This is a genomic window from Actinoplanes sichuanensis, assembly GCF_033097365.1.
Taxonomy (GTDB): domain Bacteria; phylum Actinomycetota; class Actinomycetes; order Mycobacteriales; family Micromonosporaceae; genus Actinoplanes; species Actinoplanes sichuanensis.
In genome coordinates this window covers 11848743-11863675 of sequence record NZ_AP028461.1, presented here as the reverse complement: position 1 = coordinate 11863675, position 14933 = coordinate 11848743, and the positions used below count along the sequence as shown (strand labels likewise).

The 14933-nt window shown below is 70.4% G+C and carries 15 protein-coding genes; 9 read left to right on the top strand and 6 right to left on the bottom strand.

Annotated features, from left to right (window positions below; translation table 11 throughout):
* Positions 1-15 precede the first annotated feature (15 nt).
* The 6 genes from Q0Z83_RS54330 to Q0Z83_RS54305 all read left to right on the top strand — a co-directional run bounded on the left by Q0Z83_RS54330 (position 16) and on the right by Q0Z83_RS54305 (position 5369).
* Positions 16-792, top strand: coding sequence for a metallophosphoesterase (locus Q0Z83_RS54330; protein ID WP_317791399.1), 777 nt, complete (start codon positions 16-18; stop codon positions 790-792).
* Positions 793-899: 107 nt separating this feature from the next.
* On the top strand, positions 900-1139 hold the full coding sequence (locus Q0Z83_RS54325; protein WP_317791398.1) for a hypothetical protein: 240 nt from the start codon (positions 900-902) through the stop codon (positions 1137-1139).
* A 106-nt stretch (positions 1140-1245) separates the two neighbouring features.
* Positions 1246-2217: an efflux RND transporter periplasmic adaptor subunit gene (locus Q0Z83_RS54320; protein ID WP_317791397.1), complete on the top strand. Its 972-nt coding sequence runs from the start codon at positions 1246-1248 to the stop codon at positions 2215-2217.
* Positions 2214-2906, top strand: a complete 693-nt coding sequence (locus Q0Z83_RS54315) for an ABC transporter ATP-binding protein (protein ID WP_317791396.1) — start codon at positions 2214-2216, stop codon at positions 2904-2906. The genes Q0Z83_RS54320 and Q0Z83_RS54315 overlap by 4 nt, the downstream gene beginning before the upstream one ends.
* Entirely contained in the window at positions 2906-4198 is a 1293-nt protein-coding gene (locus Q0Z83_RS54310) for an ABC transporter permease (RefSeq protein ID WP_317797384.1), read from the top strand. Before Q0Z83_RS54315 ends, Q0Z83_RS54310 begins: the two co-directional genes overlap by 1 nt.
* 184 nt (positions 4199-4382) lie before the next feature.
* The gene (locus tag Q0Z83_RS54305) at positions 4383-5369 is read left to right on the top strand and encodes an ABC transporter substrate-binding protein (protein WP_317791395.1); all 987 of its coding nucleotides are present in this window, start codon (positions 4383-4385) and stop codon (positions 5367-5369) included.
* Positions 5370-5401: 32 nt separating this feature from the next.
* Here Q0Z83_RS54305 and Q0Z83_RS54300 read toward each other — a convergent pair whose 3' ends face one another.
* Genes Q0Z83_RS54300 through Q0Z83_RS54290 form a run of 3 tightly spaced genes read right to left on the bottom strand, consistent with a single transcriptional unit; the run spans position 5402 to position 8206 of the window.
* Positions 5402-6157, bottom strand: a complete 756-nt coding sequence (locus tag Q0Z83_RS54300) for a pseudouridine synthase (RefSeq protein WP_317791394.1) — start codon at positions 6155-6157, stop codon at positions 5402-5404.
* Positions 6126-7196 (bottom strand): SMC-Scp complex subunit ScpB, encoded by a 1071-nt coding sequence (gene scpB / locus Q0Z83_RS54295; RefSeq protein ID WP_317791393.1) that lies wholly within the window; start codon positions 7194-7196, stop codon positions 6126-6128. The genes Q0Z83_RS54300 and scpB overlap by 32 nt, the downstream gene beginning before the upstream one ends.
* Positions 7193-8206, bottom strand: a complete 1014-nt coding sequence (locus Q0Z83_RS54290) for a segregation and condensation protein A (RefSeq protein ID WP_317791392.1) — start codon at positions 8204-8206, stop codon at positions 7193-7195. Before Q0Z83_RS54290 ends, scpB begins: the two co-directional genes overlap by 4 nt.
* Before the next feature lie 118 nt (positions 8207-8324).
* Here Q0Z83_RS54290 and Q0Z83_RS54285 point away from each other — a divergent pair, with 118 nt between their 5' ends.
* The gene (locus tag Q0Z83_RS54285; RefSeq protein WP_317791391.1) at positions 8325-8849 is read left to right on the top strand and encodes a GNAT family N-acetyltransferase; all 525 of its coding nucleotides are present in this window, start codon (positions 8325-8327) and stop codon (positions 8847-8849) included.
* A 39-nt stretch (positions 8850-8888) separates the two neighbouring features.
* Here the strand turns inward: Q0Z83_RS54285 and Q0Z83_RS54280 are convergent, their stop codons facing one another.
* The 3 genes from Q0Z83_RS54280 to Q0Z83_RS54270 all read right to left on the bottom strand — a co-directional run bounded on the left by Q0Z83_RS54280 (position 8889) and on the right by Q0Z83_RS54270 (position 11603).
* A complete protein-coding gene (locus tag Q0Z83_RS54280; protein ID WP_317791390.1) occupies positions 8889-9158 on the bottom strand; it encodes a hypothetical protein in 270 nt (89 codons plus the stop codon).
* A 229-nt stretch (positions 9159-9387) separates the two neighbouring features.
* Positions 9388-10845, bottom strand: a complete 1458-nt coding sequence (gene glpK, locus Q0Z83_RS54275; RefSeq protein ID WP_317791389.1) for a glycerol kinase GlpK — start codon at positions 10843-10845, stop codon at positions 9388-9390.
* Positions 10842-11603, bottom strand: coding sequence for an IclR family transcriptional regulator (locus Q0Z83_RS54270; protein WP_317791388.1), 762 nt, complete (start codon positions 11601-11603; stop codon positions 10842-10844). Before Q0Z83_RS54270 ends, glpK (Q0Z83_RS54275) begins: the two co-directional genes overlap by 4 nt.
* Before the next feature lie 81 nt (positions 11604-11684).
* Here Q0Z83_RS54270 and glpK (Q0Z83_RS54265) point away from each other — a divergent pair, with 81 nt between their 5' ends.
* Together glpK (Q0Z83_RS54265) and Q0Z83_RS54260 are read left to right on the top strand one after the other, a co-directional pair.
* On the top strand, positions 11685-13163 hold the full coding sequence (gene glpK / locus Q0Z83_RS54265) for a glycerol kinase GlpK (RefSeq protein ID WP_317791387.1): 1479 nt from the start codon (positions 11685-11687) through the stop codon (positions 13161-13163).
* A gap of 22 nt (positions 13164-13185) precedes the next feature.
* Positions 13186-14892, top strand: a complete 1707-nt coding sequence (locus tag Q0Z83_RS54260) for a glycerol-3-phosphate dehydrogenase/oxidase (RefSeq protein ID WP_317791386.1) — start codon at positions 13186-13188, stop codon at positions 14890-14892.
* Positions 14893-14933: the final 41 nt, after the last annotated feature.

Here is a 14933-nt window from a genome sequence, read left to right as displayed (position 1 = left end):
TTATAGTCCCGGGCCGTGCGCCCCCTTTTCGCCGCCAGCGACATGCACGGCCATCGTGCCGAGTTCCGGGCCGCCCTGCGTGACTCCGGCCTGATCGACGGGGCCGGGGACTGGTGCGGCGCCGACGCCCGGCTGTGGGTGCTCGGCGACTACTTCGACCGCGGGCCGGACGGCATCGGGGTGGTCGACGACATCCGCCGGCTCACCGTCCAGGCCGCCCTGTCCGGTGGTGAGGTGGGTGCCCTGCTCGGCAACCACGAGGCCCATCTGCTGGCCGCGCACCGGTTCGGGTCGGCGCCGGTGCCCGGCTGGGCGGCCCGCGCCGACGGCTACTGGGGCGCCTGGATGACCCTGGGTGGGCGCGAGGACGACATGCGCCGCCTGACCCCCGAGCATCTGGAGTGGCTGCGGTCGCTGCCGGCGATGGCGCTGGTCGACGGCCATCTGCTGATGCACTGCGACAGCACCCGCTATCTGGAGTTCGGCGACACCGTGGAGGCGGTCAACAAGGCGGTCGCCGGACACCTGGCCGGGATCGATCCGGCCGAGTGGCTGACCTTCTGCTTCCTGGTCAGTGGTCGCGGCGAGCTGCATTCCCCGGAGGCGGCCGACTTCCTTCTCGCCGCCTTCGGCGGCTCGCTCATCGTCCACGGTCACAGCACGCTGATCAGTTGCTTCGGTCTCAGTCGGGCCGAGGCCCGCAGACCTTTCCGGTACGGCGGAGGCCGCGTCCTGGCCATCGACGGCGGCGTGTTCGAGGGCGGCGACCTGCTCGTCACCCGTCTGCTCTGATCCGCCCGGCCGGGTGCTCGCCACGATCCCCGGCGACGCTGCGACAGCGACCGGCGCCCCACCGTCTTTCGGGTGTGAAGCCGTCGGACAGGGGTACCGTGCGCAGGGTGATCTGTTCGTGTCCCGAATGCGGGGCGGCCGGCGTGCCGCTGATCTTCGGGCTGCCCGCCGCCGAGGCGCAGGCCGCCGCCAGTCACGGTGAGCTGGCGCTGGGCGGCTGCCTGATGCCGGTGCAGCCGCCGAACTGGCAGTGCCCCCGCGGCCACCGCTGGCGTGACGCCGACGAGACCGCCTGGGACGAGCGGTTGCTGGCGGTCCTGGTCGCCCACGGCTACCCGGAGGACTGAGCCCCCGATCCGCGGTTGCGACCGTACGGTACCGTTCTGCCGCGCCGGCTCACAGGCACCATCTTCGATGCCGGTCGTCCGGAATCGAAGCTGAACGGGGTACCGAGTGAAGAGACGTGTGGGTGCGGTGGCCGTCTCGGCCGTCGCGCTGGTCCTGAGTGGCTGTACGTCAGGCGACGAGGCGGCGGCGACGCCCGAGCTCGAGGCCCGCGGCACCGTGCTCACCACCGTGCAGCCGGCCCGCCAGGATCTGACCAACCAGATCAGCCTGACCGGCAAGGTGAGCATCAACCCGGTCTTCGGCATCGTGGCTCCCGCCGAGGGCGAGCTGCGATTCACCGAACGCCAGCCGACCACGGTCGCGGTCAGCCGGGACACCTGGGTGGCGACGGTCTGGGACGGTGACATCCCGCGCAAGGTGTACGTGCCGGAGGGCACCACCATGGCCGGCCGCCTGATGGCCGACCGTTCCCCAGTGTCGAAGGGCATGCCCGTGGTGTCCGCCCGGCACGTCGGCTACGGCATCACCGCCGACATCGACAGCGCTCAGGCGTACCGGATCTCCGGCGCGGTCAAGCAGATCAAGGCCCAGATCAAGAACGGCCCGGGACCGTTCGACTGCGAGCCGGTCGGCACCATCGCGGCGCTGCCGGCCGGCACGTTCCCGGAACCCGAGCCGGTACCGACCAGGGCGCCCGCGGTCAACCCGTCGGCCGCCCCACCGGTGGCCGTGGAGACGAAGGAACCGGTCGCCGCGCCGGAGGGCTCCGAGGCGACCGGGCTGCGGCTGGTCTGTGCGGCCCCGGAGAAGGTCCGGCTGATCAACGGCTCCGACGTCACCCTCGACGTGATCACCGGCCGGGCCGAGAACGTCATGGTGCTGCCGGTCGAGGCGGTCGCCGGGCTGCAGGGCAAGGGCAAGGTCGACATCGTCGGCCCGGACAAGCAGCGCCGGACCGTCGACGTCGTGCTGGGCATCTCGGACGGCAAGGTCGTCGAGATCAAGAAGGGCCTGACCGGCGACGAGACCATCGCGATCCCGGGCCCGAACCTGCCCGCCCCGGAGGTGACCGGGTGACCGCACTGATCCGGCTCGACGGGATCACCAAGGTCCTCAAAGGGCAGGAGCAGCCCCGTACCATCCTCGACGGTGTCAGCCTGGACGTGCACGCGGGTGAGAGCCTCGCCATCGTCGGCCGTTCCGGGTCCGGCAAGAGCACCCTGCTCAGCGTGCTCGGCCTCTTCGACCGCCCGGACCAGGGCAGCTATCTGCTGTCCGGCAGCGACATCAGCCGACTGCCGGAACGCAAGGCGGCACGGCTGCGCAGCTCCCACTTCGGTTTCGTGTTCCAGCGGTTCTTCCTGCTCAAACACCTGACCGCGGCCCAGAACGTGGCGATGGCGCTGGTCAACGGACAGGGCTGGCTGCCCCGCCGGCAGCGCCGGGCCCGCGTCATGCAGGCGCTCGACGAGGTGGGCATCGCCCACCTGGCGAAGAACCGGCCGGCCCGGATGTCCGGCGGTGAGCAGCAGCGGGTGGCGATCGCCCGCGCCCTGGTCCGTGAGCCGCGGATCCTGCTGGCCGACGAGCCGACGGGCGCGCTGGACACCGAGACCGGCACCCTGGTCATCGACGCCCTCCAGGCGGTGACGGCTCGCGGCTGCGCACTGATCCTGGTCACCCACGACCGTGACCACGCCGCCCGGATGAGCCGCATCCTGCACCTGGACGCGGGCGTCCTGACCGAGCAGCTGGTCACCCGGTGATGCGCTTCTCGGGCCGGACGCGGTCGGCGCTGATCATCGGACTGCAGGGGATCCGGTCGCGGAAGACCCGGACCCTGCTGTCGATGGTCAGCCTCTTTCTCGGGGTGCTCGCCGTCGTCGTGGTGCAGGCCGGCGCCAGCATCGCCGAGCGGGCCCTGCTCGCCGACATGGAGCTGTTCGAGGGCCTGGACGGCACCGTCGTGATGGACATCGGCGGCACGTCGCCGCAGCTGGGGCAGGTGGTCACGACCACGGTCGCCGGCCGGTCGGACGCGGTGGCGATGACCGGCATGCAGGCGATCATCGGCGAGCCCGGGGTGCGGCCGGTGAACGAGGGCGGCGTGCCGCTGGACGGCTCCTGGGGTGACCCCGGACCCCCGATGACCTGCGACGAGACAGGTTGCCGGGAGTTGCCGGCATCCGAGATCCAACCCAAGGGCCAGGCCATCGAGGTACGGCTGACCGCGCTCACCGGCGACGTCCGGCAGTACCGGCCGTACCGTCCACAGTCGGGCGAGTGGCTCGACTTCGCCACGATGCCGTCGCTGGCCCCGCGCCTGGTGCTGAACAAGGCGGCCGCGTACGGCTTCGAGCAGTACCGGGTACCGGCCGAGATGCGGGTGCCGGGCGCGTCGGCGAACATGACCCCGCACCTGCTCGGGGTGGTCGACGACGGCGACCAGCAGCCGCGCGCCTACGTCCGGCTGGACGAGCTGAGCCACTGGGTGCCGACCGCGAAGCTGATCGACCCGAACTACAGCGAGGTGCGGGTGCTGATGACCGCGGGCACCCCGGTCGAGCAGGTGTTGTCGGCGAAGTTGAAGGCGATCGGTGTGGAGCCGATGGTGCGTACCGTCAACTCGCGCGAGGACCAGGAGAAGGAGCTGGCCCTGATGCGGCTGGTCTTCCTGGCGATGGCCGGTCTGGTGCTGCTGATCGGCGTGGCCGGGATCCTGAACGTCGGCCTGGCCACGGTCGGCGAGCGGGTCGAGGAGTTCGCGCTGCGCCGGGCGGTCGGCACGCCCCGGGCCCTGCTGGCCGGGATCGTGCTGGCCGAGACCCTGATCACCGGCCTGCTCACCGCGGCGCTGGCGATCGGGGTGAGCGTGCTGGGGATGAAGGCGCTGGTGACGCTGGCCGGCAGCTCGCAGCCGTTCCTGCAGGGCATGCAGTTCCCCTGGGACGCCGGGGTGGCCGGGGTGATCGCCGGTCTGATCGCGGGCGTGCTGGGCGGGTTCATCCCGGCCATCCGCGCGGCCGGGATCCCGATCGCCACGGTGATGCGGGCTTGATCATTCCGGCATCGGCGGATGCCGCCGATGCCGGAATGACCCCGAAAAATCAGTACTTAGCATTAGTGAAACAGTGAAGGCCGACAATTCAATAAGCGGGGTAGAACGACGAGAAGCGCATTGTTATCGTCAACATCCGTTCCGGGAATCGATCATCTGGATTCATACCGACGGGGGCTCCGCCATGCACAGACGTTCTTTCGTGACCTTGACCGCGGCGGGCGTCGGCTCGCTGCTGGCGGGCTGCGGCGAGGACGAGGCGGGCGGGATCGACCTGAAGAATCCGCCGAAGGGCCCGATCTCCCTCGGTTTCTCCCAGGTCGGCGCCGAGGGCGGCTGGCGCCAGGCGAACACCGAATCGATCAAGAAGGCGGCCGAGCGCAACCGGATAAATCTGAACTTCAAGGACGCCGGGGGCGATCCGAAAAAGCAGATCGCCGACGTCCACTCGTTCATCGACGCCCGGGTCAGCGTGATCGCGTTCGCACCGGTGGTGGAGACCGGTTGGGGCGAGGTGCTGCGCCGGGCCCGGGACGCGGCGATCCCGGTGGTGCTGACCGACCGGCTGATCGACGAGAAGGACACCTCGCTCTGGGTCAGCTCGATCGGCGCCGAGTTCGCCTCCGAGGGCAACCTGGCCGCGATCTACCTGGAGAACGACTACGTCGGCACGACCGGGACGGTGAACGTGGTGGAGATCCTCGGCGCGACCGGGGCCACCCCGACCAAGCTGCGGGCCGAGGGCTTCGCCGCCACCGCCGCCAAGACCGGCCGCCTCAACATCATCGACAAGGCGACCGGCGACTGGACCAAGGACGGCGGCCGGGCCGCCATGCGGAAACTACTGGACCGCAACAAGCGGATCGACGCCGTCTTCGCCCAGAACGACGACATGGGATTGGGCGCTGTGATCGCTCTCGAAGCGGCCGGAAAGAAACCGGGAACAGCGCCGAAAATCGTCACCGTGGACGGCACGAAAGCGGCCCTGCAGGGCCTCGCCGACGGCAAACTGACCTTCGTCGTCGAATGCAGCCCGGAGATCGGCGAACCGCTCATGTCGGTGGTCGTCGACCTGTTCCACGGCGGCCGCGTGCCGAAACGCATCGAGTCGGAGAAGGCGGTCTTCGACTCGCAGACCGCGGCCGACGCCCTGACCGGCCGCACCTACTGAGGGCGGGCCGGGCAGGACGGGTCGGGGCGGAATCAGTCGCCGACGGCCTTGAACAGCGCGGCGACCTCGGCCGCCGACAGGTGCCGGAAACCGCCGGGCCGCAGGTCACCGAGACGGATCGGGCCGACCGCGGTACGGATCAGCCGGGTCACCGGGTGGCCGACGGCGTCCATCATCCGCCGGACGATGTGCTTGCGGCCCTCGTGCAGGACGATCTCCACCTGCGCGGTCTTGCCGATCGCGTCGACCAGCCGGAACGAGTCGACCTTGGCCGGGCCGTCCTCCAGCTCGACACCCGACTGCAGGGCGCGGCCCACGCTGCGCGGCAGCGGCCCGACCACCTCGGCCAGGTACGTCTTGTTGATCTCGTACGACGGGTGCATCAGCTTGTGCGCCAGCCCACCGTCGTTGGTGAACAGCAGCAGACCCTCGGAGTCGGCGTCCAGCCGGCCCACGTGGAACAGCCGCTGCTCGAAATTCGCCCCGAGGAAGTCGGCCAGCTCGGTGCGGCCCTTCTCGTCGTCGAGGCTGGAGACGACGCCGCGCGGCTTGTTCAGCGCCACGTAGACGAGCTTGGTGTTGGTGATCACCCGCTGCCCGTCGACGTGGATCTCCGCCGTGGCGGGGTCGACCTTGTCGCCGAGCTTGGCGACCCGGCCGTTGACGGTGACGCGCCGCCGGAAGATCAGGTCTTCGCAGGCGCGCCGGGATCCAACACCGGCCGCCGCCAGGACTTTCTGGAGGCGTTCGGCGGTGTCAGCCTGAGGCATCGAGCACTTCTTCCACATCGTCGGGCAGGAACGGAGCGAGCGGCGGCAGCTGGTCGACCGAGTTGAGGCCCAGCTTCTCGAGGAACAACGGCGTCGTCCGGTACAGGTATGCCCCGGTTTCCGGCTCGGTGCCGACCTCCTCGATCAGGCCGCGAGTGACCAGCGTACGCATGACCCCGTCACAGTTCACACCGCGGATGGCCGAGATGCGGGATCTGGTGACCGGCTGCTTGTAGGCGACCACGGCGAGTGTCTCCAGCGCGGCCTGGGTGAGCCGCACCGACTGGCCGTCCAGCACGAACCGCTCGACGTAGGTCGCGTACTCCGGCCGGGTGTACAGCCGCCAGCCGCCGGCCACCCGCCGCAGGTCGATGCCGTGCCCGGCCGCCGTGTACCGCGCCGACACGTTCTCCAGCGTCCGCGCGATCCGTTCCACCGGCTGTTCCAGAACCTGCGCCAGCTGCAGCTCACCGACCGGCTCGTCGACCACGAGCATGATCGATTCAAGCGCCGCGGCGAGGTCGGAATCATCGAGATCGACCGCGGCGGGGGTACGGACGACACTCTCGACGACCGCCGGAACCGCCTCCCGTGGCCGCCGCGGCTGAGACGGCACCGACGCCACCACGACCGGCTCCACAGCCACCGGTGTGACTTCCGGCTCGGCGACCACCTCGGTCTCGGGCTGCGCCGCGTCCTCGGGCTCAGTGTCCGCCGCCGGCTCGGCTTCGAGGACAGGCGACAGTCCCGCCGCCTCCGGGTCGGCGTCGAAGTCCGGCGCCGAATCCGCTTCCGCAACCGGCTCCGCGCCGAAGACAGGCGACGACTCCACCGCCTCCGGGTCGGCGTCGAGGTCCGGCGACGGTGCGGGTGAGCGGGAAGGATCCGCTTCGAGGTCGGGTGAGGCCGGAGGTTCTGGTTCGGGTGCGGGCTCCTGCGACGCGGCGGCCTCGGCTTCGGCCTGGTACTCGCGGTCCGGCTCCCGTCGCCGTTCCCACGGCGGCACCCACGCCGCGGCCTGGGCGGCCAGCGACTCGGGACGCTCCTCGCTGCTCACGATGTCTCCTCCACAGCCACCGGCCCGTCTGCCGGGGCCTCGTCGTCACCCGTGCCAAGATCGCCATCAGCGGCGTCCGAGTCAAGCCGCGCGGCCGCGGGATCGTCCGAACCGGTATCGTCCTCTGCCGGTTTGCTGCCCTCGTAGTCGTCCACCTCCAGCTCGACGTCGCTGTCCCCGCCGATCCACCGGACGGTCAGCTCGTCCAGCGAGACCGGCTGCTCGAAGTCGATCAGCCCCTCGCGGTAGAGCTCCAGCAGCGCCAGGAAGCGGGCCACCACCTCGAGCGTGTTGTCGCAGTCGGCGACGAGCAGGCTGAACGTGGCGACTCCGGCCCGGCGCAGCCGATCACGCAGCAGGTTGGCGTGCTCGCGGACGCTGACCCGCACCTGGTGGATGTGGGCGATGGAGACCTGTGGCGGCCCCGGTTTGGGCAGGAAACTCTTCAGCGCCATCTTCAGCAGGCGCTCCGGCCCGACGCCCAGCACGAGTTCGGGGAGCGCTTCGGCGTACCGCTGCTCGAGGGTGACCAGCCGCGGCCAGCGACGCGCCCCGGTGGCCTCGAGCTCCGCGATGTGCGCGGCGGCCTCCTTGTAGGCCTTGTATTGCAGGAGCCGGGCGAAGAGCAGGTCGCGCGCCTCGAGCAGGGCCAGGTCCTCCTCGTCCTCGACCTCGGCGGCGGGCAGCAGCCGGGCCGCCTTGAGGTCCAGCAGGGTCGCCGCGACCAGCAGGAACTCGCTGGTCTCCCCGAGGTCCCAGTCGTCGCCCATGGCCCTGATGTAGGCGATGAAGTCGTCGGTGACCTGGTGCAGCGCGATCTCGGTGACATCCAGCTTGTGCTTGCCGATCAACTGCAGGAGTAGATCGAACGGGCCGGTGAAGTTGTCCAGCCGGACGGTGAATCCGCTGGTCTCCATCTCCACGCCGGCGGGCGCGACGGCCGGGACGGCGTCGTCGGAGTCCGGGGGCGACGGGGCGGGCTCTTCAAGCACGTGCCGACCGTAGACCATGCCTGTGACGAGTTCCTCCGGGTGCACGCTTCTCCAACGTCACAATCCCGGCCGGGTTGCTCCGCCACCGGGTTACCGGCCGGTTACATTTCCTCGCGATCCCGGTTACGCTGCGGCGATGCGGTCACTGATCTCACCCCGGCTGCTTCTTCGCGAGTGGGAGGAGAAGGACATCGACTTCCTCCTCGACATGTATTCGCGATGGGAGGTGGCGCGGTTCCTCGGTTCGGCGCCCCGGGTACTGGCCGGGCGCGACGACGCGGTCGCGACGCTCACCCGCTGGCGGGCCCGGCAGGACGACGTGCACACGATCTGGGCGATCCAGGACCGGGCGACCGGGCACCTGCTCGGTACGGCACTGCTGGTCCCGCTGCTCGCCTCCGGCGCGACGATGCAGCCCTGTGATGAGACCGAGATCGGCTGGCATCTGCATCCGAACGCCTGGGGCAAGGGGTATGCGACCGAGGCCGCGAACGCGGTGATGGCCTATGCGGCGCGTTCCGGAATCAGTCCGGTGCTGGCCGTGACGTGGCCGGAGAACACGGCGTCACAGGCAGTGTGCCGACGCCTCGGAATGCGTCACCTGGGTCAGACCGACAAGTATTACAACGCGACTTTCGAACTGTTCACGAACGTATCGTGAGAACGGGCCGCCGGGCGGAATGCGCGGCGGCCCGGCAGATCACTTCTTCTTGGCCTTCTTGGCCTTGGCGGGGGCCTCGACCGCGGCCGGCTCCTCGACGACCGGCGCAGCCTCGACGACCGGCTCGGCCGCCGCGGCCTTCTTGGCCTTCTTGGCCTTGGCCGGGGCTTCGACAACCGCCGGCGCCTCGACGACCGGCTCGGCCACGACGGCCTTCTTGGCCTTCTTGACCTTCTCGGCCTTCACCGGCTCAACCGGCGCAGCCTCGACCTTTTCCGCCTTCTTGGCCTTTTCCTTGGTCTTCGCCACGTCGGCCTCCTTTCGCAGATGTACCTCACGCGACCCAGCCGGCGCGCGTGTGTGTGGACGCGACTATAGACACCGCCGCGAAATCTGGGGTTAGTGAGACCGAAGTGAGATGTTCACCATTCTGTTTTCCGGTTGATCTTGCACAGCAGTCAACACATCGGGAAAGCCGGGAGCCGCACGCAATTGCGACTCCCGGTGACACACGTCGCCCACGGTCCTCAGTAGAGGGTCAGTCCTCCCGGCTGAACAGGACCGCGCATTCGATGGCTCGGCGCCACCTGGCGTAGCCGCGATCACGGCGACCGGAGTCCAGTGTGGGCCGCCAGCGACCGGCCCGGTGTCGGTTGGCGCGCAGGTCGCGCAGGTCCGACCAGTAACCGACGGCCAGCCCGGCCGCGTAGGCGGCACCCAGCGACACCGTCTCGGCGACCATCGGGCGGACCACCGGCACCTGGAGGACGTCGGCGACGATCTGCATCAGCAGGTTGTCGGCGGTCATCCCGCCGTCCACGTTGAGCGTGGTCAGGGCCAGGCCGGAGTCGGCGTTCATGGCGTCCACCACGTCCCGGGTCTGCCAGCCGGTCGCCTCCAGCACGGCGCGGGCCAGGTGACCCTTCGTGATGTACGAGGTGAGGCCGACGATCACGCCGCGCGCCTCGCTGTGCCAGTACGGCGCGTACAGCCCGGAGAACGCCGGGACGATGTAGCAGCCGCCGTTGTCGTCGACCGTACCGGCGAGGGTCTCGATCTCGGAGGCGGTGCCGATCAGCCCGAGGCCGTCGCGGACCCACTGGACGAGCGATCCGGCGATCGCGATCGAGCCCTCCAGCGCGAACACCGGGTCCTCGCCGCCGATCCGGTAGCCGACCGTGGTGATCAGACCGTGGCTGGACCGGACCGGGGTGGTGCCGGTGTTCATCAGCAGGAACCCGCCGGTGCCGTACGTGCACTTGGCCTCGCCCGGCTCGAAACAGGTCTGCCCGAACAGCGCGGCCTGCTGGTCGCCGATGGCCGCGGCGATCGGCACCCCGGGTAGCACGGCGGCGGCTGTCCCGTACACCTCGGAAGATGATCTTATCTCCGGCAGCATGACCCTCGGGATGCCGAAGAGCCGCAGCAGGTCGGCGTCCCAGTCCAGAGTGGAGAGGTTCATCAACATGGTGCGGCTGGCGTTGGTGACGTCGGTGATGTGCAGGCCGCCGGTGAGGTTCCAGATCAGCCAGCTGTCCATGGTGCCGAACAGGATCTCGCCGCGTTCGGCACGGTCGCGCAGGCCGTGGTCCAGCAGCCACTGGATCTTGGTGGCGGAGAAGTAGGTGGCCGGCGGCAGACCGGTCCGACCCTTCACGAAGTCGGCGTCGATGGTGGAGACGTCGGTACGGGTGTCCTGCCAGACGATCGCCGGTGCGACGGGCACTCCGGTCACCCGGTCCCACAGCACCACGGTCTCCCGCTGGTTCGCGATGCCGATCGCCGCCACCTCGGACGGGTCCACGTCGGCCAGCGCCTTCCTGATCAGCCGTTGCAGGTCACGCCAGATCCGGGCCGCGTCGTGCTCGACCCAGCCGGGCCGTGGATAGGACTGTGGATGCTCGGCCCGCACCGCCGACACCACCGTCGCCCGCCTGTCGAACAGGATGCACCGCGTCGACGTGGTCCCCTGATCGATCGCCAGCACATAGCTCATGAGCCGGCCACATCCCGGGATATCGAGCGGGCCGCCGCCACCACGTGCTCGACCAGCGCCGGTCGGGCCTGTCGGCGGGTGTCGGTCACCCGTTCCACCGGACCGGCGATGCCCACCGCGCCGACCACCAGACCACCCGAGGTGCGCACCGGCGCGGCGATCGCGGCCAGGCCGGGCCGCCACTCCTCGACCGACAGACCCCATCCGCGGGCGCGGGTCTCGGTCAGCGTCCGGGTGAGATCACCGCGGTCGGTCACGGTTCTCCGGGTGTACGCGTCGAGCCCACCCGCCACCACCGAGGCCTCCGCCGCCGCCGAGTAGGCGAGCAGGACCTTGCCCAGCGCGGTGGCGTGTGGCGGGAGCCGTACCCCGGTGTCCAGCGACTGGGCCGAGTCGTCCGGCCGGAACACGTGGTGCACGACGAGGACCCGGCCGTCGTCGAGCACGCCCAGCCGTACCTCCTCGCCACTTCGCGCGGCGAGCGCGTCGGCCCAGTTGAGCGCCCGGCCGCGCAGCTCGTTGGCGTCGATGCCGGTCGAGCCCAGGTCGAGCAGCCCGCGGCCGAGCCGGTAGCGGGCGGTCCGGGTGTCCTGCTCGACGAACCCGACGTGCTCCAGAGTCCGCAGGATGCTGTGCGCGGTGGATTTCGGCAGGCCGAGCGCGTCCGCGATCTCCTTGACACGCAGCCGGTCCGGCCCGGCCGCGAGCAGGCGCAACACCGCCGACGACCGCTCGATCGACTGGATCAGCCCAGGCACGTGCGACATTGTCGCACGCGGTCCGTTGCCGCACCCCTGAACGCCTCCTAACGTCCCGGACGTCGAGGACAGGAGGCACTTGTGGCGCGGTATGTCGGGGCGATCGATCAGGGCACCACCAGTACACGGTTCATGATCTTCGACCGGGCCGGTCGTGAGATCGGCCGTCACCAGCTGGAACACCGGCAGATCCAGCCGCGGTCGGGCTGGGTCGAGCACGATCCCGCGGAGATCTGGGAGAACACCCTCAAGACCATCGCGGTCGCGCTCGCCGACACCGGGCTCACCCCGGCCGACCTGGCCGCCGTCGGGATCACCAACCAGCGCGAGACCGTCGTGCTGTGGGACCGGGCCACCGGGGCACCCGTCGCGCCGGCCATCGTCTGGCAGGACACCCGCACCGACTACCTGATCCCGACGCTCGACGCCGAGTTCATCAGCGGCCGGACCGGTCTTCCCCCGGCCACCTACTTCTCCGCCACGAAGGTCCAGTGGCTGCTGGACAACGTCACCGGCCTGCGGGAACGCGCCACCCGGGGTGAGGTGCTCTTCGGCACCGTCGACAGCTGGCTGATCTGGAACCTCACCGGCGGCCTGCACATCACCGACGTCACCAACGCCAGCCGCACCATGCTGATGGACCTGTCCACCCTGGACTGGGACCCCTCCCTGCTCACACTGTTCGGGATCCCCCGCGCGATGCTGCCGGAGATCCGGTCGTCGGCCGAGGTCTACGGCACCGCCGAGGCCGCGCTGCCCGGGGTGCCGATCGCCGCGGCCATCGGTGACCAGCAGGCCGCGCTGTTCGGGCAGACCTGTTTCGAGCCGGGTGAGGCCAAGTGCACGTACGGCACCGGCGGGTTCCTGCTGATGAACACCGGCACCACCCCGGTCCGGTCCAGCCACGGCCTGATCACCACGGTCGGCTACCGCTTCGGGACCGACGCCCCGGTCTTCGCCCTGGAAGGATCGATCGCCGCGTGCGGCGCCGCCATCCAGTGGCTGCGTGACCAGCTCGGCGTCCTGGAGACGGCCGGCGACAGCGAGACGCTGGCCGGACAGGTCGAGGACAGCGCCGGGGTGTGTTTCGTGCCCGCCTTCTCCGGCCTGTTCGCGCCCTACTGGCGTCCGGATGCCCGCGCCGCGATCGTCGGCCTGTCCCGATTCCACACCGCGGCCCACATCACCCGGGCCGCCCTCGAAGCCATCTGCTACCAGACCCGCGACGTCGTCGAGGCGATGGCCCAGGACTCCGGGACCGCCCTGGACTGCCTCCAGGTCGACGGCGGCGTCACCGCCAACGCACTGTGCATGCAACTGCAGGCCGACATCCTCGGCGTCCCGGTCAGCCGGCCGGCCGTCGCCGAGACCACCGCGCTCGGCGCCGCCTACGCGGCCGGGCTCGCGGTCGGCTTCTGGGACTCCCTGGACGACCTGCGCGCCAACCGGCACGAGGACCGGCGCTGGCAGCCGTCCTGGTCGGCGGCCCGCCGCAGCGAAGGCATCACCCGATGGCGTGCGGCCATCGACCGCACCCTCGACTGGGTCAGCGTCGGCTGACTCGCTGGAAAAGAGGAATCACATGAAAACCGGAGTGATCTCGCCCCAGGCCCGCACCAAGGCCCTCGCCGCCATGACGTCCGGCCCCGAACTGGACGTGCTCGTCGTGGGCGCCGGAGTGGTCGGCGCCGGGTCGGCACTCGACGCCGCCACCCGCGGCCTCTCCGTCGGCCTCCTCGAAGCACGCGACTTCGCCAGCGGCACCTCCAGCCGGTCCAGCAAACTCATCCACGGCGGCCTTCGCTACCTGGAGATGCTCGACTTCAGCCTGGTCCGGGAGGCGCTGCGGGAACGTGGCCTGCTGATCCAGAAACTCGCGCCGCACCTGGTCCGGCCGGTGCCGTTCCTCTACCCGCTGCAGAAGCGCGCCTGGGAACGCCTGTACGTCGGTGCCGGCGTGGCCCTCTACGACATCCTCGCCCTCTCCGGTGGTGGCGCGGGTGTGCCCGTACACCGGCACCTGAGCCGGGTCGAGGCCCTCAAGGCGTTCCCGTCGCTGCGCCCGGAGACCCTGGTCGGCGCGATCCGCTACTACGACGCGCAGGTCGACGACGCCCGGCACACCATGTTCCTGGTCCGCACGGCGGCCGCGCACGGCGCGCACGTCGCGTCCCGTACCGAGGTCACCGGTTTCCTCCGGGAGGGTCGCCGGGTCGTCGGCGTCACCGCCCGCGACCTGGAGACCGGCGCCGAACTCACCATCCGCGCCCGCACGGTGATCAACGCGACCGGTGTGTGGACCGGCGACAGCCAGGCGCTGCTGACCGGCGAACGCGGCGAATTCAAGATCACCGCGAGCAAGGGGATCCATCTGGTGGTGCCGCGCGACCGGATCGCCGGTCGCACCGGCATGATCCTGCGTACGGCCACCAGCGTCCTGTTCGTGATCCCCTGGGACCAGCACTGGATCATCGGAACCACCGACACGGCGTGGACCCTCGACAAGTCCGACCCGGCCGCGTCCGGAAAGGACGTCGACTACCTGCTCGACGAGGTCAACAAGGCCCTGGCCGTGCCACTGACCCGCGACGACGTGCAGGGTGTCTACGCCGGCCTGCGCCCGCTGCTGTCGGCCGAGGCGGCCAGCACCGCCAAACTGTCCCGCGAGCACGCGGTCGGCAACCCGGTGCCCGGGATGATCGTGGTCGCCGGCGGCAAGTACACGACGTACCGGGTGATGGCCAAGGACGCCGTCGACGCCGCCGTCCGCGAACTGTCCGCCCGTGTCCCCGTCTCCTGCACCGACCAGGTTCCGCTGCTCGGCGCCGACGGCTACCGGGCCGCCTGGAACCGGCGCGCCGCCCTGGCCCGTGAATCAGGCCTCACCGTCACCTCGATCGAGCACCTGCTGCGCCGCTACGGCACGCTGATCGACGAGGTGCTGACCCTGATCGAAGACGACCCGGCACTGGGCCTGCCGATGGACGGCGCCCCCGACCACCTGCGCGCCGAGATCCGCTACGCGGCCAGCCACGAGGGCGCCCGGCACCTCGACGACGTGCTGTCCCGGCGTACCCGGATCGCCTTCGAAACCCCCGACCGCGGCGTCGCGGCGGCCCGATCCGCGGCCGCCCTGATCGCCCCGGTCCTGGGCTGGACCGAAGCCGACGCCACCCGCGAGGCCGACGCCTACGAGTCCCGGGTGATCGCCGAACTGGCCGCCCAACAGCAGCCCGACGACGCCACCGCCGACGCGACCCTCCGCCGCACCCAGCTGGCCGCCGCCTGACGAGGGGCTCCGGCGTGCGAGGGGGCACGCCGGAGCACTCC

Coding starts and splice junctions, on each gene's coding strand:
- Q0Z83_RS54300 (WP_317791394.1), bottom strand. CDS start 6,157: ATGTGGAAGAAGTGCTCGATGCCTCAGGCTGACACCGCCGAACGCCTC.
- Q0Z83_RS54290 (WP_317791392.1), bottom strand. CDS start 8,206: ATGGTCTACGGTCGGCACGTGCTTGAAGAGCCCGCCCCGTCGCCCCCG.
- Q0Z83_RS54260 (WP_317791386.1), top strand. CDS start 13,186: ATGAAAACCGGAGTGATCTCGCCCCAGGCCCGCACCAAGGCCCTCGCC.
- Q0Z83_RS54285 (WP_317791391.1), top strand. CDS start 8,325: ATGCGGTCACTGATCTCACCCCGGCTGCTTCTTCGCGAGTGGGAGGAG.
- glpK (WP_317791389.1), bottom strand. CDS start 10,845: ATGAGCTATGTGCTGGCGATCGATCAGGGGACCACGTCGACGCGGTGC.
- Q0Z83_RS54305 (WP_317791395.1), top strand. CDS start 4,383: ATGCACAGACGTTCTTTCGTGACCTTGACCGCGGCGGGCGTCGGCTCG.
- Q0Z83_RS54310 (WP_317797384.1), top strand. CDS start 2,906: ATGCGCTTCTCGGGCCGGACGCGGTCGGCGCTGATCATCGGACTGCAG.